18 protein-coding genes are annotated in these 24254 nt (G+C 46.0%); 5 read left to right on the top strand and 13 right to left on the bottom strand.

What is annotated here, in order from left to right; genetic code table 11:
* Positions 1–112 precede the first annotated feature (112 nt).
* Positions 113–1063 (bottom strand): ChaN family lipoprotein, encoded by a 951-nt coding sequence (locus tag Q0852_RS20360; protein ID WP_299021400.1) that lies wholly within the window; start codon positions 1061–1063, stop codon positions 113–115.
* 185 nt (positions 1064–1248) lie between these two features.
* A complete protein-coding gene (gene rlmA / locus Q0852_RS20355) occupies positions 1249–2064 on the bottom strand; it encodes a 23S rRNA (guanine(745)-N(1))-methyltransferase (protein WP_299021398.1) in 816 nt (271 codons plus the stop codon).
* Positions 2065–2590: 526 nt separating this feature from the next.
* Here rlmA and Q0852_RS20350 point away from each other — a divergent pair.
* Both Q0852_RS20350 and Q0852_RS20345 read left to right on the top strand, forming a co-directional pair.
* Entirely contained in the window at positions 2591–3859 is a 1269-nt protein-coding gene (locus Q0852_RS20350) for a hypothetical protein (RefSeq protein ID WP_299021396.1), read from the top strand.
* A 13-nt stretch (positions 3860–3872) separates the two neighbouring features.
* Positions 3873–4115 (top strand): hypothetical protein, encoded by a 243-nt coding sequence (locus Q0852_RS20345; protein ID WP_299021392.1) that lies wholly within the window; start codon positions 3873–3875, stop codon positions 4113–4115.
* A gap of 106 nt (positions 4116–4221) precedes the next feature.
* On the opposite strand, the gene Q0852_RS20340 is transcribed toward Q0852_RS20345, so the two are convergent.
* The 4 genes from Q0852_RS20340 to Q0852_RS20325 form a co-directional block, all read right to left on the bottom strand.
* Entirely contained in the window at positions 4222–5496 is a 1275-nt protein-coding gene (locus Q0852_RS20340) for a sigma-54 dependent transcriptional regulator (RefSeq protein ID WP_299021449.1), read from the bottom strand.
* Entirely contained in the window at positions 5486–7849 is a 2364-nt protein-coding gene (locus Q0852_RS20335) for an ATP-binding protein (RefSeq protein ID WP_299021390.1), read from the bottom strand. Before Q0852_RS20335 ends, Q0852_RS20340 begins: the two co-directional genes overlap by 11 nt.
* A complete protein-coding gene (locus Q0852_RS20330; RefSeq protein WP_299021388.1) occupies positions 7849–9105 on the bottom strand; it encodes an ABC transporter substrate-binding protein in 1257 nt (418 codons plus the stop codon). Before Q0852_RS20330 ends, Q0852_RS20335 begins: the two co-directional genes overlap by 1 nt.
* A 355-nt stretch (positions 9106–9460) precedes the next feature.
* A complete protein-coding gene (locus Q0852_RS20325) occupies positions 9461–9961 on the bottom strand; it encodes a YfbU family protein (protein WP_299021386.1) in 501 nt (166 codons plus the stop codon).
* A gap of 216 nt (positions 9962–10177) precedes the next feature.
* Between Q0852_RS20325 and Q0852_RS23995 the strand changes: the two genes are divergently transcribed.
* Together Q0852_RS23995 and Q0852_RS23990 are read left to right on the top strand one after the other, a co-directional pair.
* Positions 10178–10396 (top strand): hypothetical protein, encoded by a 219-nt coding sequence (locus Q0852_RS23995; RefSeq protein ID WP_367278176.1) that lies wholly within the window; start codon positions 10178–10180, stop codon positions 10394–10396.
* Positions 10397–10409: 13 nt separating this feature from the next.
* Positions 10410–10616, top strand: a complete 207-nt coding sequence (locus Q0852_RS23990) for a hypothetical protein (protein WP_367278175.1) — start codon at positions 10410–10412, stop codon at positions 10614–10616.
* 65 nt (positions 10617–10681) lie between these two features.
* Here the strand turns inward: Q0852_RS23990 and Q0852_RS20315 are convergent, their stop codons facing one another.
* Positions 10682–12436: a formate--tetrahydrofolate ligase gene (locus Q0852_RS20315; protein ID WP_299021383.1), complete on the bottom strand. Its 1755-nt coding sequence runs from the start codon at positions 12434–12436 to the stop codon at positions 10682–10684.
* A 243-nt stretch (positions 12437–12679) separates the two neighbouring features.
* The gene (gene focA, locus Q0852_RS20310) at positions 12680–14149 is read right to left on the bottom strand and encodes a formate transporter FocA (RefSeq protein ID WP_299021381.1); all 1470 of its coding nucleotides are present in this window, start codon (positions 14147–14149) and stop codon (positions 12680–12682) included.
* A 220-nt stretch (positions 14150–14369) separates the two neighbouring features.
* On the opposite strand from focA, the gene Q0852_RS20305 reads away from it, so the two are divergent.
* Complete coding sequence (locus Q0852_RS20305) at positions 14370–15275, top strand: LysR substrate-binding domain-containing protein (protein WP_299021378.1); 906 nt, start codon at positions 14370–14372, stop codon at positions 15273–15275.
* A 464-nt stretch (positions 15276–15739) separates the two neighbouring features.
* On the opposite strand, the gene pflA is transcribed toward Q0852_RS20305, so the two are convergent.
* The 5 genes from pflA to ycaO form a co-directional block, all read right to left on the bottom strand.
* Entirely contained in the window at positions 15740–16483 is a 744-nt protein-coding gene (gene pflA, locus Q0852_RS20300) for a pyruvate formate lyase 1-activating protein (RefSeq protein ID WP_299021376.1), read from the bottom strand.
* Positions 16484–16753: 270 nt separating this feature from the next.
* The gene (locus Q0852_RS20295; RefSeq protein WP_299021373.1) at positions 16754–17683 is read right to left on the bottom strand and encodes a VirK/YbjX family protein; all 930 of its coding nucleotides are present in this window, start codon (positions 17681–17683) and stop codon (positions 16754–16756) included.
* 312 nt (positions 17684–17995) lie between these two features.
* The gene (pflB, locus tag Q0852_RS20290; protein ID WP_299021371.1) at positions 17996–20272 is read right to left on the bottom strand and encodes a formate C-acetyltransferase; all 2277 of its coding nucleotides are present in this window, start codon (positions 20270–20272) and stop codon (positions 17996–17998) included.
* Between the two features lie 220 nt (positions 20273–20492).
* Positions 20493–22007, bottom strand: coding sequence for a DUF3360 family protein (locus tag Q0852_RS20285; RefSeq protein WP_299021369.1), 1515 nt, complete (start codon positions 22005–22007; stop codon positions 20493–20495).
* A 483-nt stretch (positions 22008–22490) separates the two neighbouring features.
* Positions 22491–24248: a 30S ribosomal protein S12 methylthiotransferase accessory factor YcaO gene (ycaO, locus tag Q0852_RS20280; RefSeq protein WP_299021367.1), complete on the bottom strand. Its 1758-nt coding sequence runs from the start codon at positions 24246–24248 to the stop codon at positions 22491–22493.
* Positions 24249–24254 lie beyond the last annotated feature (6 nt).

Below are 24254 nucleotides of genomic sequence, written 5' to 3'. Positions count from 1 at the left end.
TATCTATTGCACAGTTGACGTGCTTTAGGAAATATTAGCTGTTTCCTCCTATGAACCCCATAAGCTTGGCCGCCGATGGGGTTCTGTTCTTTTGGGCTTATATTGATTGGTATTATTCGTAGCATTTTAACGTAGTGTACCTGCTGTGAATTCTCCCCATATCTGCCATCATCTTATCTCGATCAACGTAGTTTGTTGGTAGCGGCATGACTTGCACGCGGTAGTCCGGAGCAGACTCGGGCAGAACAGAGCTATCGGTAATCGGAGTTACCATTATTACCTCTAAATCTGGATTGCGGGCCTGGATGCGCGAGGCGGTGCCAAGCCCTTCTGCAACATGGAATCGTCCGGCTATGTGGATGATCTGCTTTCCCGGTTGAAGGGCAAGGTAATTGACCATGCTTTCTGCCATGGTGTCATCCCAGGCGGTTTGGGCTGCAAACTGACGTTGTGTTTTTGCTTCGTCACCATGGTGCATCGAAGCGGTGAACTTTTGATGGTAGGCATCGTCTGTCAGGGTCAGAGATTCAGCGACCCATTTGCGCTCAATTTCCGGTAGCCGATCCAGGTATTCAGCACCGTGTTTGCTAATGCAGCGTACAACAGACTTCGGTGCATTGGCTGCAATCACATCAAGCTGGTTTTGTCTGGCAAACTCGACCAGCGGTCGGTAGTCACTGTCATAATTCGACCAGGCTTTACCTTCTCTCTTCAGTGTTTTTTCCCCGATTTCTCCGGCCAGATATTGATTGACGATATGCTGTTTATCTCGGGTAAATTGTTCCATCGACAGTGCCATGGCGGGATTTAACCGATATAGCTGTGCAAATAGCTGCGCCTGCATCAGATGGGTTCCGGGATGTCCATGCCATTCGCCGACCAGCACAATATCAGCATCCTTAAGGGCAAAGGCGAGTTCATCCATGCTTATGACCTTTCTCTGGGAGGTGGTGATTGAATAATCGTAGAAGGTCTGGGGGAGTGGTTTGATCTGTGTGGTTGCAGGTTGAGTTGCGCAACCCATTAATAAACCAGCGATCCCCAAAGATAGCCATTTTTCCATTATTGTCACCATCGCGCCGCCTGTTGATATAGTTAATGATATAACTGTAGACGTTGCGCAATGATACAAAAGAAGCAATTTATAGTGGTGGGATGATAACAAATGTTATAGCAGGGGAATGAGCTAGATTGAGGAATCGAGCCCGTAGGGATTACAGGCTCGATGAATAATCTGGCTTTATGCGATTAACGTTTGCGATAGACCCGGATCGAAAAGTCAGCTTCGCACAGGAAGCTGGTCGCTTCAGCCAGTTGTTGCCAGACGGCCTGAGACGTTTTCCAGGCAAATGGGGTCATCTGCATCAGTGCCGTTGCTTCTTCGCCGGATAATGCCATGTCGTAGTGAAGTTGCTGGTCGGCAATGAGATCGAAGCCTTCAATTTCTTCCGGGCTCATGTCATGCAGGCGGACATCGTCATAGATCAGTTCTTTTAGTTGGAACAGGTGACGGGCGGCAGGGGTGACTGTAACTAGTACGCCGCCGGTTTTGATTGCCCGGTGGAGTTCTTCACCTTTGCATGGCGCATAGATGCGAACGACACCATCAAGCTGACTATCGGCAAAAGGTAAGCGGTGGCTTGATGCCACACAGAAGTGACAGTCCGGATAGCGTTTGGCTGCGTAGCGGACGGCAACTTTTGATATATCCAGGCCGTGAACAGTTAACTCTGGGTGGGCTTGAGCAAGCTGGGTAAATGCGGAGGTGTAATAGCCTTCGCCACAGCCGATATCAAGCAGGTGAGTTGCCTGTTCCGGTAGGAGCTTGGCAAGCCGCTGAACCACGGCTTCCCGTAGCGGCTGGTAATGTTCTGTATTTAGGAACAGGCGACGGGCCTGCATCATTTCCTTATTGTCCCCCGGATTTTTTGACCCTTTGTGATGAGCAGGCATCAGGTTCACATAGCCTTCTTTGGCTTGGTCAAACTGATGGTTATTTTCACAGCGCCAGGTATTGGCTTGGGGAGCAAGGGCTGAATGACAAAGTGGGCATTGGTAAGACATGGTGAAAACCGGACGGTGAGAAAATCAGCGCGTATTGTAAACGTCCCCAGTAAGAGCGACAAGACCCGTATTGAGTCTTGCCGAAACGGTGAAGGTTTGTTTATCTCCCCAAGAGATGCTGGATAATGTCGACATCATTGATGTTGACTCAGCTGGCGTCGCTGGAAAATATCGGGGATACCGATATTTATCGGCTTATTAAATTGAGTAGTAATGATTCAATATTAATGGCGGTTTAATTAATGTTATTTAAGTTAATTGATATGCTTATTTCTAAATAAGCACATATTAATGGTTTTTAGGCCAGTTAAATTAGTGGCCTTTGTTTCCAGTGTGTTGTTTTGTAATGCCTTAATGGTATTAAATTCCTGTTTGGAATTGTCAATATCAACAATAATCACATAATTGATATCTGTACTCTTCTTTGTTTTTGCTTTTTTGACTGTTGTCACTATATTTTTTGTAACTTTTGTAATTATTACCATCCTTTATAAAACATAATTAATAATTATTTGTGGTGTTGATAATGAATAACGCAGCAGTAAAATTATGCGTGCTATTAGTATTGGCTTTTAATGCAAGGGCCAGTGAAACTAACTCTTTTATTGATGATTCTCATTTTGAATTTGAGACTGAATCCTTATACTTAAAAACCAGTACGGAGGATAAGGGGACATCTAAACAAGAAAAGACATGGACAGAAGAAATTGGCCAAATTCTCCGGATTAAATATTCAAGTGGATACTACAATGATGTTTTAGGTTTTGATGCTAATTATTATGGAATTGGTAAAATCAACACGTCGACTAATAAAGTTTACAAATCAAGAAGTGATATTTTCAGAGATGTAGATAACAGCTTTGGTAAACTTGGCTATTCGTTAAATTTTAAAGTTTCTGATGAGCTTGAGTTGAATGCTGGTCGAATGGAGTCCTTACACCCATTGTTAAAAAGTGATAGTGATGCGCTCCCGGTCTTACTTCAAATGGCTGGGGCTTACTATGATAATGGTCAATTGAGCTTTCATGGGATATTTGTAGAAAAGGGGAATGGACAAACTTCAAGGGATTTCGAATATTTTGGCTGGAAAAACTGGGATTCAGGCGATTTTGAAAAGAGGCCAATTCGCATTGTTGGTGGGGAAGTTTATGGCAATAACTACAGTGTTTATGCGACATATGGTAACCAGGAAGATATTGCCAATTATTTACTGGTAGCTGCTCACTACAATTATTTTGTCAATGATGATTTTTACATTGACTTTGGAAGTAAATACCGTCGCAAAGGTTCAAAACCAGAGCTTGGTGATCAACATGTTCAAATGATTTCTGGTCAGGTCAACACATTCTATAAAAATATTAATTTGGTATTATCAGCATCGAAAGTGCAGGATGCTGGTGATGCCACTGGAACGATGGGGCCGGGTTGGGTTCCTGGAATCATTAGAGGCTGTACAGATGAGTCATTTTATACCAGTGGTATAGTCTCCCCAGGGAATCATTATGGTGAAGCGATTTATAAGGCTGAGTTAGGATATAACTTTGATGATCTAATTAACGGGTTGTATATTTCTGGTTTTTATCTTTTGGGTCGTGACTTTTATAATATCGAAGAAGATGAAACAGAGTTTGGCTTTAGATTACACTACGACTTTCCTTTCATTGATGGCCTTAGGCTGGAAGCTGAATATGGTAAACAGAATATTGATGTAAGGATTGACAGTTGGGATTGGACAATGGATCAGTACATCGAAAACACTAAAGTCACGTTAACTTACACCGCGCTGTTGTTCTGATAAGGAGTATTGTGTGAAAAAGATTATCTTTGGAATTCTAGGTGTAATGCTAAGCTTTCAGATTTGTGCCGCAGAATATGTTATTGCTGTTAAAGAGTGCTTTCTCAAAAGAAACTACGTTGTGTCACCAATAAAGACAGATTCAATAAATAAAGCTAAGCGATTCAGTACCCGTGATGAGGCTGAACTGTATTTGAAAAAGTTAAGTCCAACGTTAATGAAGAAAAAGCCAAGAGTTATTGAAATAGAAAATTAAGGACATTTTCTCCAAAAACAGAAGCGAAATAATAAAAAACCGCACATAAAACAGGGCGGTTTTTTACTATTTTCAAACCACCGAAAAGTGCGATGGTTGATTTACATTAACTGGAAGCGCGAACTTTATATTCCGCCTTGTCCAGATTATGTTTTTTCATCCGCAGGTAGAGCTTCTTGCGCGGGATCTGCAGGTAGCTTGAAACCTCATTGATCCGGCCGGCAAAGAGGTACAATGCATCCTCAATAACTTGTTTTTCGTAGCTGTCGACAAGATCATCAAGCGGGCTGCTCATTTGTTCTAATGGCTTGGTTCGCTCCTGGCCTGCTAATTTAACAATGCCGATGGCATACAGCTCAGCAACATTTTTCAGCTCCAGGACATTCCCCGGCCACTCATGGCGGTTGAGGGTGTTGATATAGGCTTTGTCGACACCAGGCAGAACCTTATTGAGTTTCTGGCAGCTCTGTCGGAGGAAATGGCGGAACAGCGGTGTGATATCGCAGCTACGCTGTTTTAGCGTCGGCAGGCTAAAACGAATCTGACTCAGGAAGTAAAATAGCTCAGGCAGCAGCTTGTCCTGTTCAACCTGGGTTTCAGGCGTACCGTCAATGACCGCCAGGATCCGGACTTCTTTCTTCCCCTGACGTTCTTGCTCCAGCAGGAAGCGGCAAAGCCATTGCTGGGCTTCTATTGGCATATATTGAGGATTTTTCAGACATAGGCTACCGCTGCGAGCCGAGATCATTTTGCGTTGTAAATCAGCGGTGCAACCAATTTCCTGGCCCATGGCACAGGCATAGGGGCCTTCACTGATTTCACTGTTTTGATGCAGCAATTTTGCAACGGTATGACGCCCGGAGCCAGGTTCACCTTCAATCAGTATATCTTTAGTGGTTTGGGCGACTTCGGCAATTTGCTCGCGGATTTTGATGAGCAGCGGGCTGTCACCCAGCAGCACTTCGGCTGCAGAATGATTCAGGTTTGTACGCTGCTCAATTGTCTGCTTTCGTTTCGGGAGGTTTTTTTCCAGCAATGCCAGCAGCTCGGCTGGTTGAAGTGGTTTTTGCAGGAAGTCGATAGCACCTTTTTTTACAGCATCCACGGCCATTGGAATGTCACCATGACCGGTGATCATGATAACGGGAAGTTCAGGATCCAGATCGCGAACTTTTTCAAGTAGCTCCATGCCACTAAGGCCTGGCATGTACATGTCAGTGACAACAACTCCCGGCCAGTTTTTGTGAAGCATGTTGATTGCCACTGTCGGATCAGTGGCTGTGTGAGCTTTATACCCGGATACTTCGAGCAGGTGTTGATATGCTTCGACGACATCCTGGTCATCGTCGATGATCAGTACTTCAATCTCATTATTTATCATCATATTTATTTAACTCCAGTACGACCATAGCTCCGCCTTGAAGGTTTGAGGCAAGAAAGATATCACCATCAAAGCGGTTCATGATAGAGCGGCAGATACTTAAACCGAGGCCAAGACCGACCTCTTTTGTTGTGGTAAAGGGAATAAAAAGTTTTTGGATAATGTTGGTGGCAAAACCGTTGCCGCTATCGCTGACAGCGATGCGGATACGGTTATCTTCTCTGGCTAGTTCACAGACGGTTATTTCACGAAGTTCACATCCGGCAACAGCATCGCAGCCGTTGACCAGCAGGTTGACCAGAACCTGTTCCAGTTGCACCTGATCGGCCTTAGCGAACAGTGGATCGTCAATAGTGCAGGAAATGTTGGTTTTCTGAACCTTGGCCCGGCTTTCTACAATTAGCAAGGCTTGTTGGAACGAGGCCGGTATATCAACCGATTTGAGCGGACTGCTGGCAGATTGCTTCTTAGAAAAGCTGCGCAGGCTTGCCACGATACGTCCCATCCGCGAGGTCAGGTTATCGATTTTCTCCAGGCTGTTTGGCAGCTGGGTATAGTTTTCTTTCTCGATAGCCATTCGGGTGGCGAAGACATGAGTCGAGATAGCCGATAGCGGTTGGTTGAGCTCGTGAGCCAGGGATGTCATGGTCTGGCCCACGACCGCCATCTTGGCGGCTTGGATCAACTCGTCCTGGGTTGATCGCAAGTCAGCTTCAACACGCTTGCGGTCTTCAATTTCAGCATTGAGCTGGCGGTTTCGGTTGGTAAGTGATTGGGTTTTTTCCCGTACCATGTTTTCCAGCCAGCGCGCAGCATTTTCCTGCTCGGTGATATCAGTCATAGTTATAATGATTTTGTCGCTGGTTCCTTGCTGGAATAGACGGAAATCCAGCCGTAGGTACAGGTCGTTATCAGGATCCTGCTCGTGTTTGAGCGTTAACTGGCAGGCTCCGTTGAGTAATAACGGACTGGCATCCAAGAAAAGCGTTTGAAGACGCTGCTGCATATTGGTGCTAAAGAGTGACCAAATAGTTTGGTGACTTGGAAACGTGTCATACCGGAACAAGGCCTGGGCACTGGGATTGACTGATTCGACCTTGCCGTTGAGATCACAGGTAATAATACTGGCTTGAGTATTGTTTATCAGGTTGAGTGCATTGCTTTGCTGCATTTCCTGCATCTGGCGGCAAAAATGGCGCAGGTTGTCCCCCAGTTTCCCGATTTCGTCACTACCGGAAATTTGGATTTTCGCATTGAGCTGATCGTTGGCGACCGCCGCCAAGTCCTGCGACAGCATGTTTAGTCGTTTGACGATGCCGCGACCTACCAGATAAATAGAAAGGATAACCGACAGGAAGATTGACAATATTACTACGATAAACAGGAGCAGGTTACTGAACCGCACTGCTTGGCGTGTTTGTTCATTGAGCTGGCGGAGCGAGTTATTCTCTTTCTCTACAACGGCCTGAATGACTTCTTCCTGATGCTTCAGGCGGATTTGGATCTGTTTTTCGAACTGGTTGATCGCATTGTTCAGTTCGACATCGAGTCGTAGTTGCTGCTCCAGTATACCTTCGGGCTCGACGATGGTGATCAGTTCCTGCAAAAGCTGACGGTAGGAGATCGTCGAAGGGTAGTGGTTCAGTCCCTGACTCATTTTGCTGACTTCTTCAGTTTTGTAGCCGATGAAGTAGAAGGCATTACCGATATCCCGGTTTTGGCGTTGCAGAATGATTTCCTGTACCAGCTGGTGCAGTTCGTTTTCATGCACAGTTATGGATTGGATCAAGGAAAATTCAGTCATGACTTCGCCAATTGCATCGGTATTAATGGCGTTAGGGAGCATCCGGGTGAGTTGCCACTCGACTTCCTGGCGGATAGGCGTAAGTTCGTCAACCAGATCCTGGTGTAGCCACTTAATGCTGTTTTTTGTCTGTGCCAATGCTGAACGGTGTGTATTGCGGCGGTACAGCAAATTGGCATAGATAGCAGTGTCGGTCAGTAGTGTTTCATGTTCAGTCTTGATGCCTGAGTGCATTTTTTCCAACGATGTATGGTTAATCGCTGCGGTGATTTTTGCCAGTTGATCGTCGAGCTTCTGTTTTAGCTCAGCATGGAGCAGTGGATCTGTATTGTTACTCAGTTTGTTGAGGGCAGCTTGCAAGCCTGCGGTATTTCTCTCAAGCTGATAACTTGTCTTTAGGGTCGGGATATTTTTTTCAACAATGGTGTTGACCTGATCATCCAGTGCTTCCCAGGTAATTGCTGCAATCAGGCTCACGCTAATAGTCAGTACAGTCATGAAGCTAATGGACAGGATCAGACGCTTGCCGATGGTGTTCTGAAATTTCATTACCGCTCCTCTTTAGAGTCGGCAAGAATTTGCTTAGAGAGACGGATGGAATGCTCAAGTTGCAGAGCCATAGTGTCACGCCAGTTGTTGATGTGCTTGGCTGTAAACACATTAGACTGGGACATTGTCAGATTTCGGAAGTGTGCGGTATTGTTAGCTTCTGCTGCTGTAACCGGCGGTGTTGAGGCCAGTTTGACGGCAAGCGCATATTGTTGACGCTGGGTTGCGGAGAGTGTTTCTATTGAACTGATTTTGTGCAGTAGCTGCCAGGCTTGGTTTAGCGCGACCAGCTGGTGGTTAATAACTTGTTCAAATAATTGCATGACAAGTACAGCGCGTTGCTGTACCAGCTTATGGTCTATGGGCTGCACTGTGAAAGGTAAGTCTTCTGATTGCTTTAGGTTGTGTTTGTGTAGTGAACCTTCCAGCATATTATTTTGGATTTTGTCAGAGAGCATGAACTCGATAAATGCCAGGCTATGATTGGCTTGGTTGGTATTGTTTATCGCGGCAATATAGCTCGGCAACTGTGGGCTGAAGTCCTGATACTGGAATCCGATGTAAGGAAATTGTTTTTGGCTTTCGTAAGCAAAGTTGTCGATAACCAGACCGATACCGGCTAATCCACGTGAAACAGCATCGCTGACACCGAAGCTTCGTGCTGAGATAGAAGCCAGGTTACCTCCGATTTGGAGCAGGAGTTTCCAGCCTTGCTCCCAGCCATAGCGTTGCAGGATATTTTCCACCATCAGGTGGGAACTGCCTGAACGCGACGGACTGCTCATAATGATATGGCGGAAATACTGTGGCTGGGCAAGACTTTCCCAGGTGCTGGGAATATCGAGGTGGTGTTTTTTCAGGTAATGGGTATTCCACATCAGCCCATAGCCAGCGCAGCCAAAGACTGTAACGTTATTGGGCAAGTCATGTCGCTGAGCTTGTCGTTCGGCTGTTGGGGTCAGCTGAAGATCTCCCAGAGGTAGGAAGCCTTTTTTCTTGATAATAGGCAGAAATGCCAGGCGTGATGATGAGATCACGATATCAATATCATGATATGGCTTTTCCAGCAGGCGAAGCCCGGCTTCACCCCGGCGGTGAAGTACTTTGACTGAGGCATCTGGGTGTTGTTTTTGAAATTGTTGGATAACTGGTTCAATCGATGACTCGGAAAAAGTTGTTAAAATAATTAAATTGTTTGTCGATTTAGCAAGGCAAGTTGATGAAAAAAATAGACAAATTAAAAATAAACGATTCATGAATTAATAATTCACCTTGCATTGATAGTCCCTATATACAAGGTTCTTCTGTCGGATTGTAGAGAATTAAAGTCGGAAAAGTGGGATTTTCTAAGAGTGCTATCGATTTTATATTCTTAACTACTAGTGATGGGTTGGATTTGACTCATCATGACACTAAATGCCGTGTGATGTCACATTTTTATCTTGTTGAAGCAGATGATAGTGAGGTGTTAATAATATGTCTGCCGATGTTCTATTTAGCTGTCAATAAATAGCCCTAAAAGAGTGGGCTTTGGTGATTGTATTACTTACGCTGAAAAAAGAAAACCGGAGCACTGCACCGGTTTTCTTTTTATGAAGATAGGGTTAGCAATTATGCATTTTGGATCTGCTGAATTTCAGTCGCAGACAGGTGGTACTGACGCGGGCAGTTGCGCCAGGTTTGCAGCATACGGTGGTATTTTTCCTGCATCGGTACCTGGCTGTTGAAGTGATGTTCAGACTTATCATATTGAGGATACAGTCCTTCTTCTTCAGTCAGGAAACGCACATAATTTACAAGCTGCGATTCTGTCGCAATATCGAAGCCAAGGAACTGCAGGCGGCGCTCGTCAACCTGGCTTTGGTTCTCTTTATTCAGCATTTTGAACGATTCCTGCATCGCGTGATACATTTCCATGAAATCAATAACGTTGCGGCATTCATCTTCTTCCAGGCAACCGAAGTCTTTATTCAGCTCACGCATCTGTAGGCCGTAACCACGCTCGACGATGGTTTGCAGGCGGCGGTATTTTTCTGCGTTTTCAGGGGTGAGCTGAGCCATGAGGTAGTACTGGTTAGAAAGAATAAGACGTTGTGCGTTAGTCATTTCCATAATGATAGGCCTTTAATATTGTATTGAGCTGGCATTGAGATTATCAGGTTAATTGCAAAAAAACTTGATCTGACGACAGCTTTGAGGTCGTTTTTTGTTAAAAAATTGCAACTGGCTAAAGCTTGTCCAATCAGGTTTAATGGTTGTAATTTAACAAAATTCACCCTTAATAATTACATGGTTGTATTAATTTTAGCTTATTAACCTTAGAGGATAATGACAGGGATGACGTTGCTGCAGTGGGCCGGCTATCTGGTCTGGCTGGCGGTTTTGGTGTTGGGGTTTCCTCGGGAGTTTTGGCCTAAATTCAAGTCAGAGAAGGATTACCAGCACCTAGTGATGGCGAGCATACTTATGCTTTTTCTGCTCTGGAATTTGAGGGCGGGGATTGCCGAAGCACTTATTTGTGTATCTTTTTGTCGCCGCTTTTTTTAATGGGGCGTTGACGATGGTTGTCCACTTGCTGCTTATCAGTGGCTGGATGTATGTCAGTGGCCTCTATTTATGGGGCTATATCGTCGATAACTACCTTGCGCTGCTACCGTTGCTTTTGTTTCCCGAAGCTTTACTTAATGGAATGGCGATGACCTTGCTGGTGGTCTATAAGCCGGAGTGGGTGAGGACGTTTGCTGATCGCGATTATATATTCAAGTGAGCTGGTTACTTGAGTCGATATACCCAAGTAACCAAGATTAATGGACAGGGGCTGGGAGCGAACTATTAGCTTAACCCTGTGATATTGCCATCTTCATCAATATCCATTTCCATAAAGGCGGGCTTTTCCGGTAAGCCAGGCATGGTCATGACATTACCGCATAGGGCGTAGACAAAACCGGCGCCGGCACAAAGCTTCAGTTCGCGGATTGGAACGGTGAAGTTGGTTGGCGCTCCTTTCAGGCTTGGGTCATGGGTAATCGATAGCGGTGTTTTAGCCATGCAGATAGCAAGATTGTCGTGTCCTTGAGCTTTAAGCTCTGCCAGCTGCGTTTTGGCAAGCTCCGAGAGCTCGATACCGCGACCGCCGTAGCCGACTTCTGCCACTGTCATTAATTTCTCTTCCAGGGTTTGTTCAAGGCTATACAGAGGCTTGAACCGGGCTGGCGTTTTGCAAGCGTTAACAACAGCCTGAGCCAGCTCGATAGCTCCTTCCCCGCCTTTGCCGAAGGCTTCGCTGATGGCAACATCGACATGGCAGCCGAAATCTTCGGCCGTCACCATATTTTTGAGTTGCTCAAGCTCAGTATCGGTATCTTGTGGGAAGCGGTTAATGGCAACCACAACCGGGATACCGTATTTGGCCGCATGGAGGATGTGCCATTTCAGGTTGGTAAAACCGGCTGTCAGGCTGTTTTCATCAGGAGCAAAAATGGCTTCTGGCAACGGCTGTCCCGGGCGAAGGTCATAGTGGCCGGAGTTGGCTTTCAGGCCGCGTAGCGTGGCGACAACCACAGCGCAGTCAGGACCTCGTTCTGCCTGTTGCGCTTTAATGTTGCAAGCTTTTTCAAAGCCCATGTCTGAGCCGAAGCCGCCTTCGGTAATGGTATAGTCGCTAAGCTTCAGGGCAATGCGATCGGCTATGATGGATGAGTTGCCGTGGGCTATGTTGGCAAATGGCCCTGCATGGATCAGGGTCGGAACCCCTTCCAGTGTCTGCATTAGGGTCGGTTCGATGGCATCGCACATGGTGACGGCCATTGCGCCAGCCACCTGGAGATCTTCGGCTGTAACGGGTTCACCGTCGAGGTTATACGCCAGGACAATACGACCAAGGCGCTGGCGCATGTCGGCCAGATCTGTCGACAGGGCGAGGATTGCCATTAGTTCGGATGCTGCCGAGATATCAAAACCATCTTCACGGGCTATGCCGTTAATGTTTTTGCCCGGTTCATTGTTACCGACAGTGATCATACGCAGAGCACGATCATTATGGTCCATGACGCGTTTCCAGCTGATACGGTTGATATCAATGCGTAGTGCTTTAAGGCCAGTTTTCTCTTCGAATGCTTCGTAGCCATGGCGCTGCTCATGATAGATCCGGGCATCCAGTGCCGCAGCAGCCAGGTTGTGAGCCGCACTGACGGCATGGATATCACCGGTCAAATGAAGGTTTAGTTTGTCCATAGGTGCGACTTGGCTGTAACCACCGCCTGCTGCGCCACCTTTAACACCGAACACCGGCCCCATGGATGGTTGGCGAATGCAGGCCATTACGCTCTGGTTAATTTTCGCTAACCCTTGAGCCAGGCCAATAGTGGTGACCGTTTTTCCTTCGCCCAGCGGGGTAGGGGTAATCGCGGTCACCAGAACCAGTTTGCCTTCCGGCTTATCATTCAGTCGCTTGAGAATAGAGGGTTTTATTTTAGCTTTCAGGCTGCCCTGAGGCGTTAAATCATCCGGTAGAATGCCTGCTTGTTGAGCGATTTGATCAATTGGGGTGAGTGTGGTGTCACGACAAATTTGAATATCACTTTTCATGGGCGGCCATAACCTCGCATAGGTAGCAATAGAGATATCGCATCGATCTGCTTTTGCAGGTCACGCAATCGTTTGCGATGGGTTTATACCATAATTTTATCACGTATATATAGAAAAAATCCGATAGAAGTGTGGTTAATTTGTGTTTCTGGAATTTTGAAAGAAAGAGAAAGGAAATGTTGCAGCTAAGCATAATGGCGGAATTAGAGAACCTGCCAGCATAGCTGGCAGGTGATTGATAAATTAGGCTGTTTCAGTCTTTGGCTGAGTTTTGTCTAATTCTGATACCGAAACCAGGCTGCCATACACCGGGCGTAGCGCCTTGATGATATCGTGGCGGTTGATCATTCCAACCAGTTGCTCGTCTTTGACTACTGGGAAGCTTTGTGGACGATTAACGACCATCGTGCGGGCGCGCTCGTTCAAAGACAGTGTGGTCATTTGGGTGGCGATACCGCCACTGCTGACTGGGTACAGGATGTTTTTGTCGATACTCATGTATTCGGCAATTTCCAGGATAGAATTGTCCGGGTTTACGGTTTGAATTTCATGCTTCATCAGATCCTGAACTTTGCATTCAGCATCCGGCATGTAGTCGTTGCACCATAGATCAACCAGGGCATCATGAACAGAGAAGAAGCCGACAAGACGTTGGTCGCTAGACAGAACAGGGGCACCGGACAGATCTTCTTTGATTAAAATATCCAGGGCTTCAGCAACAGGCATACCAGGCAGAAGGGTCGTTGTTGCAGGACGCATGTAGTCGTTCACTAATAGGTTTTCCTGAAGCATAGTGTTGTCCTTGTTTAAAACGGTAGAGTTTGAGAAGTCAGGGGTGATGATGGTTGCAGTTGTATGCTGATCTTTAGGTGAGCTGAAAATTGCCCAGTAGCTCAGTCCAACAAGTACACCGCCACCAACAATGTTGCCCAGGGTGACTGGGATCAGGTTGGAAAAGATGAAGTTGTGGATATTCAGGTCGGCATATTGCTCCGGAGACACACCCAGGTTTAGCCAGAATGACTCTGGTGCGATGTTCTGGATGGTGATACCCAGAGGCACCATGAACATGTTGGCAACGCTGTGTTCAAAGCCGGTGCTGACGAACATGGCAACGGGCAGAACCATGATGGCCATCTTGGTCATCATGTTGTTTGAGCAGAAGGTCATCCAGATAGCCAGACAGACCAAAAGGTTACACAGAATACCCAGGGAAAACGCTTCAAGAGGCTGGTGGTGAAGCTTGTGCTGGGCGATGTTCAGAGCGTTTAGACCCCACTGGCCGCCATCTAGCTGGTACAGGCTCCCCATGGTAACCAGCGCAAGAAGCAGCATCGCACCAAGGAAGTTGCCGAAGTACACCTTGCCCCAAGTAGCAAGCATGCGCGTTGTTGTGATGTGCTTATTAGCACGGGCAATGGAAGACAGCACCGTACTGGTAAACAGTTCTCCGCCGCAGATGACAACCAGGATCAGGCCCATACTGAATGCCAGGCCGCCAAACAGGCGATTAAGGCCCCAGCCTAGGTTACTGCCGGTGGTGACAGTAATGTAGAACACGAAAGCTAGGCCGATGAATACACCGGCAGTGATAGCCAGTGCGATTGTGGTCCGGGTTGGCTTCGATGCCTTACCGACAGCGTAAACTTCCGCTTGTTTCATCATCTCCTTCGGAGTGAAGTTATTGTTGTTGGATGCTGGTGCCGCAGCCATGTCAAAATTCTCCTGTAAGTTTGTCGACATTCCGGTCGGGGATGGTGGTTTGCGTTTCGGTTTGTAATGTCACATTTCCTCCTCTGTGTGACTGGATTGCTGAGCGTCAGAATAAGTGGGAGGAAAGTCTTGAGTAAAATTGATAATTTCTTTAACCCTCATCACAAAAATTGATATTCTTGGCGATAAGGAACTATTTGCATTGGTATAGGAGTTTTGAATGCGTTATTCACTGAAGCAGCTTGCTGTTTTTGAAGAGGTGGCAAGCACGCGAAGTGTGAGTAAAGCCGCGGAGAATTTGGCGCTGACCCAGTCTGCAGCCAGTATGGCTCTTTCCCAGCTTGAAAAGTTGCTGGGACGCCCTCTTTTTGAACGCCAGGGAAAGCAAATGGCACTGACTTACTGGGGAGCCTGGTTACGGCCAAGGGCGAAAAAGCTGTTGTTCGATGCCCAGCAGATTGAGCTGGGCTTTTATGATCAGCACCTTGTTAGCGGAGAAATCAGCCTGGCTGCCAGCCAGACGGCAGCAGAGCACTTATTACCAGAGCTAATCAGTATTATAGATAAGGACTTCCCGGAATTGCGCATTCAGCTCAGTGTGAAAAATGCCCAGAAAGTGATTGAGCGGGTGAGGAGTTATGAGTGTGAGCTGGGGATCATCGAAGGACGTTGTGATGACAGTCGGCTGGAACAGGAAGTGTGGTGTCATGACCATTTGGTGATTATCGCTTCTAAGTATCATCCTTATGCTAATTTTGAAACAGTTAGCTTTGCCCAGCTGGAGCAGGCGAAATGGGTGCTTCGCGAGCAGGGTGCCGGTACCCGTAAAAGTTTTGAAAGTGCTTTGCATGGGGTGATTGAGGATTTGGATGTCTGGCGTGAGTATGAACAGATTTCTGTCCTGAGAACATTAGTGACGAATGGACCATACCTGAGCTGTCTGCCATATTTGGATGTGGTGAAGTATATCGAGCGAGGAGAGTTGGTAGCGCTTAATGTACCGGAGCTGAATATGAAGCGGACGCTTTCTTTTATATGGCGGGCAGATTCAATCGAGAACCCGCTACGCGACTGTATTCGCCGTGAGGCAATTCGGATGATCAAAGATCGTAAAATGGAAATGTAATCAATTAATTTGATGATTACTAGAAGAAATATAAATATGCGCAGATGTGCAATTTAACTGGTTGCATTTATGCCTATTTGATCTTTTCTTGGTTTTTGACTGTATGGCTAGTGTTTATTTACAGAAAATGACCGCTTCAAGACAAAATTTGTTTGTTTTGAAAGAAAACACATAATTTCTATGAAAGAAGATGTGTTTTTGTTGCATCAATTTTCATGATGGATATGCTGAGTTAAATTGATATGCAAATGCGTGCATTTCTGCTTAATTGAAAAGAAATAGCCTTTATTCATGATAAGGAAATAGAATTGTGGTTGTTCGCTTTTTATCCGCTTCTGTTGATATTTATTCTGATTGGTATTACATGTAGTGATATCAGTATCCGCTGGTTGTTTTATGCATGCAAAAAAGGAGAGCTTTTGCTCTCCTTTTGTATATGACATGTCTTTTTAAGTAGTGCGGTGTTAGTACATTACTTTGGCTGATGTGTATTCACTGATAATGGTTTTGACTTTTTCCATCGTTTCTTTTGGAGGCGGATTTACACCTGTTAGTGGATAGTCAAAACCCATGGCTTCCCATTTATGTTCGCCAAGCTGATGGTAGGGCAGCAGCTCAACTTTCTCGATATTGTCCATGTCTTTGATGAAGTCACCCAGTAGGTGAGCTGATTTTTCATCATCGGTAAAGCCTGGAACGATGACGTAACGGATCCAGGTTTTTTGGCCGCGTTTATGCAGGTAGCGAGCAAAATCCAGCACACGTTTGTTTGGTACGCCAACCAGATCCTGGTGGATACTGTCATCAAGTTGTTTCAAATCCAGCATGACCAGATCTGCACTATCAAGTACTTCATCGACAACATCAGTATGTTTGCGGATGTAGCCGTTGGTATCTAGGCAGGTATGGATACCTTGAGCCTGTGCGGCGCGGAAGAAGTCACGGACAAATTCAGGTTGCAGCATGGCTTCACCGCCTGATGCGGTGACACCACCACCGGAGGCATTCATAAAGTGGCGATAGGAAGTGGCTTCCTTCATCAGTTCATCGACAGTGATTTCTTTGCCATCATGAAGATCCCAGGTATCTCGGTTGTGACAATACTGGCAACGCATTAGGCAGCCTTGCAAAAAAACGATGAAACGGATGCCGGGTCCATCCACGGTACCGCAGGATTCAAAAGAGTGAATACGGCCTTTTACAGACATTGCTTAACTTCTCCGCGTAGTGCGTGTTTTATATTGTTATTTTATTACAAAATTACAGGCTAAAATAGCGAAAAGAAAGCCAAAACTGTAAGAGTTCTACAATTTCTATATTGAAGCGTTTGCGTTATTTGTTATCAGAGAGTGAGCTTGAATTAGCTTGTTTTCAGTGTAGTACTCGTTTATCAAATAGAGTCAACAAGATAGCACGCAGTGGTATACCGAGCGATTTTGTATACCACTTACGGGCCTTTTATGCTCACCGTACTTGGCTTAATGCTTTGCCGGATCAATTAAATGGAGTTGTTTTTCCAGGTTTTCGGTCATCATATCCAGCCACTCATAGCGGCGACGGTACATGGCTCGCTTAGGACGGGAAATCTCTTCAGGAGTTTTACGTATTTCTTCTTTTTTTAGCTCGTAAAAGTCACGGTTATAGTCAGTAGCACCTAAGGCTTTCCAGTGAGCGTCATAGTCAGCTTTTACTTTGTTGCTGTGGTAACGACGGGCGCGGTAGATATGAGCGCTGTTTTTGACTGCCAAGATATGATCAACATCCCATACATTGGCAATGATGGTCAGCATTTTTATCATCAGATCTTTAGGACGCAAGCCGTGCAGTGTTTTGGTTAGGACCTTAATTTTGTTTTTATTTTCCGGGCTGCTTTCAGGGCCTTGGATTCCACCGATAGCCAACTCCCGGCCATTGTTTCCATCACGAATAGAAAACGAAACAGCGTAGAAAGGCTGGTCTTGGCTGTCCAGTAGCTTTATGGTCATGTCTCCTTCTTTCTGGTAGCGGGAGTCATACATAAGAGCCAGGCGATACTCTTCTTCTTTGGCTTCAAAACGGGTAAGTTCCAGGCCAGGTTGCTGCTGGTAAATAGCGTGGGTCGTTTCTGCTGGCAGGCAGCGTTCCACAAACTGATAATGGCTGACCACAAACTCGGCACGCTTCTTAGGGCTGCCTTTCACCGTAATATACGGCTTCATCGGTTTTTCAAAAAAATTATGATGCTGGTTAAGCAATAGCTCCAGCATATCAGTGGTTATTCCATGCTGTAATTTTTTTACTGCAGAGCGCATTAGAGCTGCTCGCAAGATGAATCTGAGGCGGTATTTCCAAAGGGACTTGGATTTGTTTTTCAGTCCATCGGGATAGGTGATTTTAGTAAGGCCTAATATCGAAGATGTGGCAGGCATAGTAATTTCTGACTGTTTTGTACTACAAATGTACGGGGTATATTACGCTCGCAGAAATAATAATACAACAGTGTTCAAAATTAGTTTGTTGACTAGATAAGATTTGGGGGCCTCGCTGCGGATAGTATTAAGCCAACAGCCTTATTTTAAAGATTAAATAGTGGGAGTATTAGATTGTATGGCTTTGTTTAGGGATGTCTGCCTATTGTTTTGTTGGTATAAAAAAAGCCGGTCATAAGACCGGCTTTTTATCAATCAGAATGGCTAGGTGCTATTTCTAGTTACTAGCTCTTCACGTCACTGTTTTCTCAATTATAGAGCTTCAGTGAAAGTACGCGCGATAACGTCTTGTTGCTGCTCAACAGTTAGAGAGTTGAAACGCACAGCGTAGCCCGATACACGGATAGTTAGCTGTGGGTAGTTCTCTGGGTGCTTAACAGCGTCTAGAAGCGTTTCACGGTTCAGAACGTTAACGTTCAGGTGCTGACCGCCTTCGATGCCAGCTTCGTGGTGGAAGTAACCATCCATCAGGCCTGCAAGGTTAGCTTTCTGAGTCTCAGCTTCTTTACCTAGCGCATTTGGTACGATAGAGAAAGTGTAAGAGATACCATCTTTTGCGTCAGCAAACGGTAGTTTACCTACAGAAGTCAGAGAAGCTACAGCACCTTTCTCATCACGGCCGTGCATTGGGTTTGCACCAGGAGCGAAAGGAGCACCAGCTTTACGACCATCTGGAGTGTTACCAGTTTTCTTACCGTATACCACGTTAGATGTGATAGTCAGGATAGACTGAGTAGGCACTGCATCACGGTAGGTCTTCAGCTTACGGATCTTGTTCATGAACGTTGTAACAAGTTCACAAGCGATGTCATCAACGCGTGCGTCGTTGTTACCGAACTTAGGATAATCGCCTTCGATTTCGAAATCGATCGCGATGCCATCTTCGTCACGAACAGGTTTAACTGTTGCGTATTTGATTGCAGACAGTGAGTCAGCAGCAACAGAAAGACCAGCGATACCACAAGCCATAGTACGCTTAACATCACGGTCATGAAGAGCCATTAGAGATGCTTCGTAGCTGTACTTGTCGTGCATGAAGTGGATAGAGTTCAGTGCAGTCACGTACTGAGTTGCTAGCCAATCCATGAAGTGATCTAGGCGATCCATCACGTCTGCGTAGTCTAGAACTTCGTCAGTTACTGGCGCAGTCTTAGGACCGATTTGCAGCTTAAGCTTCTCATCAACACCACCGTTGATAGAGTAAAGCATAGTTTTAGCAAGGTTAGCACGTGCACCGAAAAACTGCATTTGCTTACCAACAACCATTGGTGATACACAACAAGCGATTGCGTAGTCATCAGAGTCCATGTCTGGACGCATTAGGTCGTCGTTTTCGTACTGGATAGAAGAAGTATCGATAGATACTTTCGCACAGAAACGCTTGAAGCCGTCAGGTAGCTGCTCAGACCAAAGTACAGTGATGTTTGGCTCTGGAGAAGGACCCATAGTGTATAGGCTGTTTAGGAAACGGAAGTTAGTACGTGTTACCAACGTACGACCGTCAAGGCTCATACCACCCATAGATTCTGTTGCCCAGATTGGGTCACCAGAGAACAGCTCATCGTACTCAGGAGTACGTAGGAAGCGAACCATACGTAGCTTCATTACGAAGTGGTCGATCATTTCCTGAGCTTCAACTTCAGTGATCTTACCTGCAGCGATATCACGTTCGATGTAGATATCTAGGAACGTAGAAGTACGGCCCAGAGACATTGCAGCACCGTTCTGAGACTTAACAGCCGCTAGGTAACCGAAGTAAGTCCACTGGATAGCTTCTTGTGCGCTAGTAGCAGGAGCAGAGATATCACAGCCGTATTTAGCTGCCATTTCTTTGATCTGGCCTAGAGCACGGTGCTGCTCAGCGATTTCTTCGCGAAGCTGCATAGTCATCTGAAGGTCTTCGCCTTTTTCGAAACGCTCTTGTAGAGACGTAAACTGAGCGAATTTTTCCTTCATCAGGAAGTCGATACCGTATAGAGCAACACGACGGTAGTCACCGATGATACGACCACGGCCGTATGCATCTGGAAGACCAGTCAGAACGCCAGACTTACGGCATTTCATGATATCAGGAGTGTAGATATCGAAAACGCCCTGGTTGTGAGTCTTACGGTAATCAGTGAAGATTTTCTTAACTTGAGGATCTAGTTCGCGATCGTACGCTTTGCAAGAACCCTCAACCATGCGGATACCACCGTTAGGGATGATCGCACGCTTAAGCGGAGCTTCAGTCTGAAGACCAACAATAGTCTCTAGATCTTTGTTGATGTAACCTGCGTCGTGAGCAGTGATGGTAGAGATAACAGAAGTATCGAAGTCAACAGGAGCGTGAGTGCTGTTTTCCTGCTTGATACCTTCCATAACCTGATCCCAAAGCTTGTTAGTCGCTTCAGTACCTTCAGATACTAGGAAAGACTCATCACCTTCATATGGTGCGTAGTTTTTCTGGATGAAGTCGCGAACGTTTACTTCGTTCTGCCATTCGCCTGCAGCGAACCCTTCCCAAGCTTTAGCAAATTGCTCTGCCATGACATACCTACCTTTTTAGTAGAAAAAACACGTACTGATTGAATCGCTGTTGAGCTCATCACCACCAGAGGATGGTGAACAGTACACTTTTATTAACAATAATACGGATAATCAAATCATCGGTTTCATAGAGGTTATGATTTCATTATTCGTATTAGCACTAATAACTAATACGTTTAAATGGGGTGGGGCAGCATTTTATACTGCCCCAGCCTTCAAATTATAGTAATGCAGGAATGCCGTATTGGCCTTCTAGCATACCTACTGCCAGCATCGCTACAAGACAGATAATCAATACACCACCAGGGATGATTACTTTGTCTGCGAAAGACAGTTTAGTTGCGCGCTCTTTGTCGCCGATAAGACCGTTGTTGTCCAGAAGCATAGTCAGTGCCCATGCCAGTACCGGGTTAACAACGGCAGATGCAAAGATACAGATACCAGCAGACTGTGAATCTTTAGTGTCTTTAACCATCTGCACACCAGCTTCAAGTAGAGGCAGGAAGACACCTACAAGTAGTGCAATACGCATTACTGGTGGCCATACCGCGATATCCATTGGGAAGCCAAGGATTGCAATGAACATTACCAAACAGCCTAGAACGATTGCACCTGCAGGGATAGGACGTTTCGCAATAGCTGCTGGGATCATGTAAGTACCCCAAGATGAAGTGATGTTACCACCACCCAGAGCAGTACCTACCATCTGACGGATAGAACACATAGTCATAGTGTCATCAACATCCATCAGTACTTTATCTGTGCCTTTCGGGTAGTTCAGTTCCTGGAAGATACGGTGACCAAGGAAGTCTGGTGACCACATAGCAACAGCCAGGATTGCAAATGGCAGTGATGCGATGAAGTGCTGTAGGTTTGGAAGACCTAGCATCCAACCTTCTTCTGTGCTGCCCCACCAGTAAACAGGGTTAAGGTTCGGCAGACCCATCTCTGTTTCGAATTTAAGGTCGAAGCCAGCACCGAAGACAAGGGCAACAATCAGACCTGTGATAGCACAAGCCGGAATTGCTAGCCAACGCTTGTTGATACGCGCCAGGTAAGCATAAAGAATGATGTTAACTGCCAGTACGATCAGGCCAACATAACCCATGCTGCCTGCTGCGACATCAGCCGACTGCAGACCGGTTGCCCAAGTCTGGATAGAGCCGATTTGGCTCATGGTACCGGTAAAGCCCAGGAAGATAAGCAGACCGCCGGCAGTACCTTCAGAGGTTAGGTTCACTAGTTTTGAACCGCCTTTGAAGTAACTAAGTAGCAGACCGAATACACCAAGAAGGATTGCTAGAGCAAGAGGGTGTGCACCGGCCAGGGCAATAGAACCGATCAACGGGATCATTGGACCGTGGTTACCAGCAAGGTTGGCGCGGGGGTTGATGAATCCGGATGCTAAAACGCAGAAAAGAAGGGCTGGAAGCAGCATTTCTACACGTGCAACTTCGATAGCGAATTCTTTGCCTAAGTTTACATGCTCCCAAGCTTGGGTCAGGCCGTCAGCCCAAGACATCATTACCGCAGAGTACATTGCGATAATACCGATAGTACCGGCAAGTGCTGGTACCAGGTCTTCAAGCTCGAAACGGAAGTCACGGCCAGGCAGGTTAAGGCCAAAGCGGCGCGGCTTCATGATTTTCAGCTCATTATCAAGATAGTCTGAGCGACTTGAGAAGTCAGAGGCAGGGCGGTGTAGCTCCTGATAACTTCTTTCTTCAGATGACATAATTGCCTCGTTCTACGTTTAAAATAATTCTTGTATTTGGTTTCTGTAATGTAGCTTGTCACTCAAAAAATGAACAATGTGATTTAGCAGCGTCGATGAGTGTAATTATATTTCACCAAATTTTATCCGGAGTGTACCGTTTGAATACTTAAATGGAATTGATCTCGATCACTACGACTAAAATATTATAAGAAAAAAACCAAAAAAAATTGAGCGAAAAGACGAAATATTATGAAAAATGTAGTGGATTTCATAATGAAAGCGGATATATGAACACGCTCTGAATGAAACTTTTGGCTTTAAGTTATTATTTTATAATGGTTTTACCTATTGTAGCGCGTATTTTGTGGTTTACAAGGGAGCTTCTGCTGATGTTGCTTTTAATTGTTTTATTTTTAAACAACGTTGTGCGCATCTATATGAATAAAAATGCCGGTAAGAAATTACCGGCATCCATCTATATAGCCAAAAGTTGTAATAAACCTACATTCTGTGCACTTTTTTTGCTTTTTGTAGTTTTTGGTAAGACGCTAACAGTTTTTGATGGGCTGGGAATTGCTCCATTGTCAGGTCACCGGCTGTCAGACCATGGAAGCGGACTGTTCCTTCAATAGAGCCCCAAGCTGCGGCAACGGTGTCTGCACCGTACATGCGCTCATATACTGCTTTATATTGAGCCGGGTCACGTTCTTCATCCAAAGCAAGCTTCAGGCTGGCAACCAGACAGCGGAAGAAGCAGGCACGTTCTGCGCTGTAGGTAGAGACATTGTAGTCTACACACCAGCTGGCAAATTCAAGTGCTAAATCAAGATCGCCGCCAGCCAGGGCTAACAGACATTTAAGCTCGCCAATGCGGAGGGTTTGCCAGGCGTCATCGGCTTGAGGTACCAGTCCGATGACTTCGTACAGGCGGTTGAAATCGTCAAAGCCTTCTTCTTCCAGGATGGAATACATTTCAGCGTACTGTTCGCTATCCCATTCGGCATCAGGTAGTGCCAAAAATGTTTCACGCAGCTCCAAAGCTACGTTGTTGTTGGCTTCGATCAATTCTTCAACCGGATAGATTTCAGACCAGCCCGGTACGATGATGCGACAGCAGTCCACACCCAGGAAGTCATAGTCAGAGATATAGACGTCGGTACCTTCTTCGGTAAAAATTGCCATCAGGTGATTGAACTCTTCTTCTGATGTACCGCTGAAGTTCCAGTCGACAAAGTCAAAATCGGCATCGGCTTTAAACAGATCCCAGGAGATCAGGCCGGATGAGTCGATAAAGTGGGTTTCCAGGTTGTGATGATCTGCAACTTCCTCGTTGTCGAATGACGGCTCAGGGAAGACATTGAGATCTTTCAGACCTCGGCCTTGTAGTAGTTCGGTGACGGTACGTTCCAGCGCAACATCGAAGCGAGGGTGGGCGCCGAATGAAGCAAAGCAGGTATTGTTTTGCTGGTTGAGCAATACAACACAGATAACAGGGTACTTGCCACCGAGTGAAGCGTCATAGCAGTAAATCGGAAAGCCTTCAGTTTCCAAGGTGTTGATTGATTCTTGAATGCCTGGGAAGCGGCTAAGAACGTGCGGTGGGATTTCCGGTAGGCTGATACGCTCAGCAATGATACGGTTTTTGATCGTACGTTCGAAAATTTCAGAAAGCCCTTGGGTACGCGCTTCTGTTTTGGTATTGCCGGCAGACATACCGTTCGATACGTACAGGTTGCCGATGATGTTCATCGGAATATAGACAGTTTCTTGGTCACTCTGACGCTCGAATGGCAGGCAGCAGATCCCGCGTTCCATATTACTTGACTGCAGGTCGACTAGATCGGTACCCAGCAGTTCCATGGTCGGATCGTAGTACTGGGTCAGGCGTTCATCCAGGATACCTTCTGGCGGCAGGTTTTCTTCCAGGCTTAGCGGGAACCATTTTTCGTTCGGGTAATGAACGAATTCACTCTCCGCAATTTCTTTACCCAGGTAGTAGTCGGCATAGAAGTAGTTGGTCGACAGGCGCTCGAAGTATTCACCGAGTGCAGAAGCCAGTGCAGCCTTCTTGCTGGCACCTTTGCCGTTGGTGAAGTTCATTGGCGCGTCGACGTCACGAATATGAACAGACCAGACATTTGGTACCGGGTTTAGCCATGATGCCTCTTCAATATTGAAGCCCAGATTTTTTAGCTGGGTCTGAAAGTGCTCGATGGATTCTTCAAGCGCAGCATCTTTACCTGGAATAAATGTTTTCATTAGCGA

Origin of the sequence: uncultured Photobacterium sp. (genome assembly GCF_947502415.1) — a bacterium.
In the GTDB taxonomy this organism is placed as follows: Bacteria; Pseudomonadota; Gammaproteobacteria; order Enterobacterales; family Vibrionaceae; genus Photobacterium.
Note: the sequence above shows the minus strand (reverse complement) of the source record. Positions and strands in the feature narration are given on the sequence as shown.

Bases quoted from the DNA above. Each gene is read 5' to 3' on its own strand.
- Q0852_RS20340 (WP_299021449.1), bottom strand. From the start codon at position 5,496: ATGATAAATAATGAGATTGAAGTACTGATCATCGACGATGACCAGGAT.
- Q0852_RS20285 (WP_299021369.1), bottom strand. From the start codon at position 22,007: ATGTCATCTGAAGAAAGAAGTTATCAGGAGCTACACCGCCCTGCCTCT.
- Q0852_RS20315 (WP_299021383.1), bottom strand. From the start codon at position 12,436: ATGAAAAGTGATATTCAAATTTGTCGTGACACCACACTCACCCCAATT.
- focA (WP_299021381.1), bottom strand. From the start codon at position 14,149: ATGGCTGCGGCACCAGCATCCAACAACAATAACTTCACTCCGAAGGAG.
- Q0852_RS20305 (WP_299021378.1), top strand. From the start codon at position 14,370: ATGCGTTATTCACTGAAGCAGCTTGCTGTTTTTGAAGAGGTGGCAAGC.
- pflB (WP_299021371.1), bottom strand. From the start codon at position 20,272: ATGGCAGAGCAATTTGCTAAAGCTTGGGAAGGGTTCGCTGCAGGCGAA.
- Q0852_RS23990 (WP_367278175.1), top strand. From the start codon at position 10,410: ATGGTTGTCCACTTGCTGCTTATCAGTGGCTGGATGTATGTCAGTGGC.
- Q0852_RS20295 (WP_299021373.1), bottom strand. From the start codon at position 17,683: ATGCCTGCCACATCTTCGATATTAGGCCTTACTAAAATCACCTATCCC.
- Q0852_RS20360 (WP_299021400.1), bottom strand. From the start codon at position 1,063: ATGGAAAAATGGCTATCTTTGGGGATCGCTGGTTTATTAATGGGTTGC.
- Q0852_RS20335 (WP_299021390.1), bottom strand. From the start codon at position 7,849: ATGAAATTTCAGAACACCATCGGCAAGCGTCTGATCCTGTCCATTAGC.
- ycaO (WP_299021367.1), bottom strand. From the start codon at position 24,248: ATGAAAACATTTATTCCAGGTAAAGATGCTGCGCTTGAAGAATCCATC.
- pflA (WP_299021376.1), bottom strand. From the start codon at position 16,483: ATGTCTGTAAAAGGCCGTATTCACTCTTTTGAATCCTGCGGTACCGTG.
- Q0852_RS20350 (WP_299021396.1), top strand. From the start codon at position 2,591: ATGAATAACGCAGCAGTAAAATTATGCGTGCTATTAGTATTGGCTTTT.
- Q0852_RS23995 (WP_367278176.1), top strand. From the start codon at position 10,178: ATGACAGGGATGACGTTGCTGCAGTGGGCCGGCTATCTGGTCTGGCTG.
- Q0852_RS20325 (WP_299021386.1), bottom strand. From the start codon at position 9,961: ATGGAAATGACTAACGCACAACGTCTTATTCTTTCTAACCAGTACTAC.
- rlmA (WP_299021398.1), bottom strand. From the start codon at position 2,064: ATGTCTTACCAATGCCCACTTTGTCATTCAGCCCTTGCTCCCCAAGCC.
- Q0852_RS20330 (WP_299021388.1), bottom strand. From the start codon at position 9,105: ATGAATCGTTTATTTTTAATTTGTCTATTTTTTTCATCAACTTGCCTT.